We start from the raw sequence: 569 nt of genomic DNA, 5'->3' as shown, positions 1-569 counted from the left end.
GGGAACGGGCCGCGCGTCAGGCCGCAGGACATGAGCGGCATCGCCGATGACGAAAATCTCCGGGCTGCCAGGCACGCTCAGATCAGGCTCGACCAGCACCCTGCCCGCCCGGTCCGCGGCCGCGCCGAGCCATTCGGCGGCTGGTGAAGCGGCAACGCCCGCCGCCCACAGGATCGTCTTCGCCGCCAATTGCTTGTCGCCGAAGACGACGCCCTCGGCGTCGCAACGCGTAACAGCCCGGCCGAGTTCGATCGTTACGCCCAGCCGCTCGAGCGCTTTGCCGGCATAGTCGGAAAGTTTCGGTGCGAAATTGGCAAGGATGCGGTCACCGGCTTCGATCAGCACCACGCGCGTTTGCCGCGTGTCGATGTTGCGAAACTCGCCGTGCAGCGTGTCGTGCGCGAGCTCGACGATGGTGCCGGCCAGCTCAACGCCGGTCGGCCCGCCGCCGACGATTGCAATGGTCAGCAGCGCCTGGCGTTTGGCGGGATCGGTTTCTCGCTCGGCCTGCTCGAAGGCCAAAAGAATGCGCCGCCGAACCGTGGTGGCGTCCTCCAGCGTCTTCAGGC

Annotated in this window: 1 protein-coding gene; it reads right to left on the bottom strand. The window is 67.5% G+C overall.

The features are described from left to right. Positions 1-569: FAD-dependent oxidoreductase (locus tag EN935_RS39470; protein ID WP_164771904.1), on the bottom strand; the 569-nt coding region annotated here is incomplete at both ends.

The sequence above is a fragment of the Mesorhizobium sp. M7D.F.Ca.US.004.03.1.1 genome (assembly GCF_003998635.1).
Taxonomy (GTDB): domain Bacteria; phylum Pseudomonadota; class Alphaproteobacteria; order Rhizobiales; family Rhizobiaceae; genus Mesorhizobium; species Mesorhizobium loti.
Note: the sequence above shows the minus strand (reverse complement) of the source record. Positions and strands in the feature narration are given on the sequence as shown.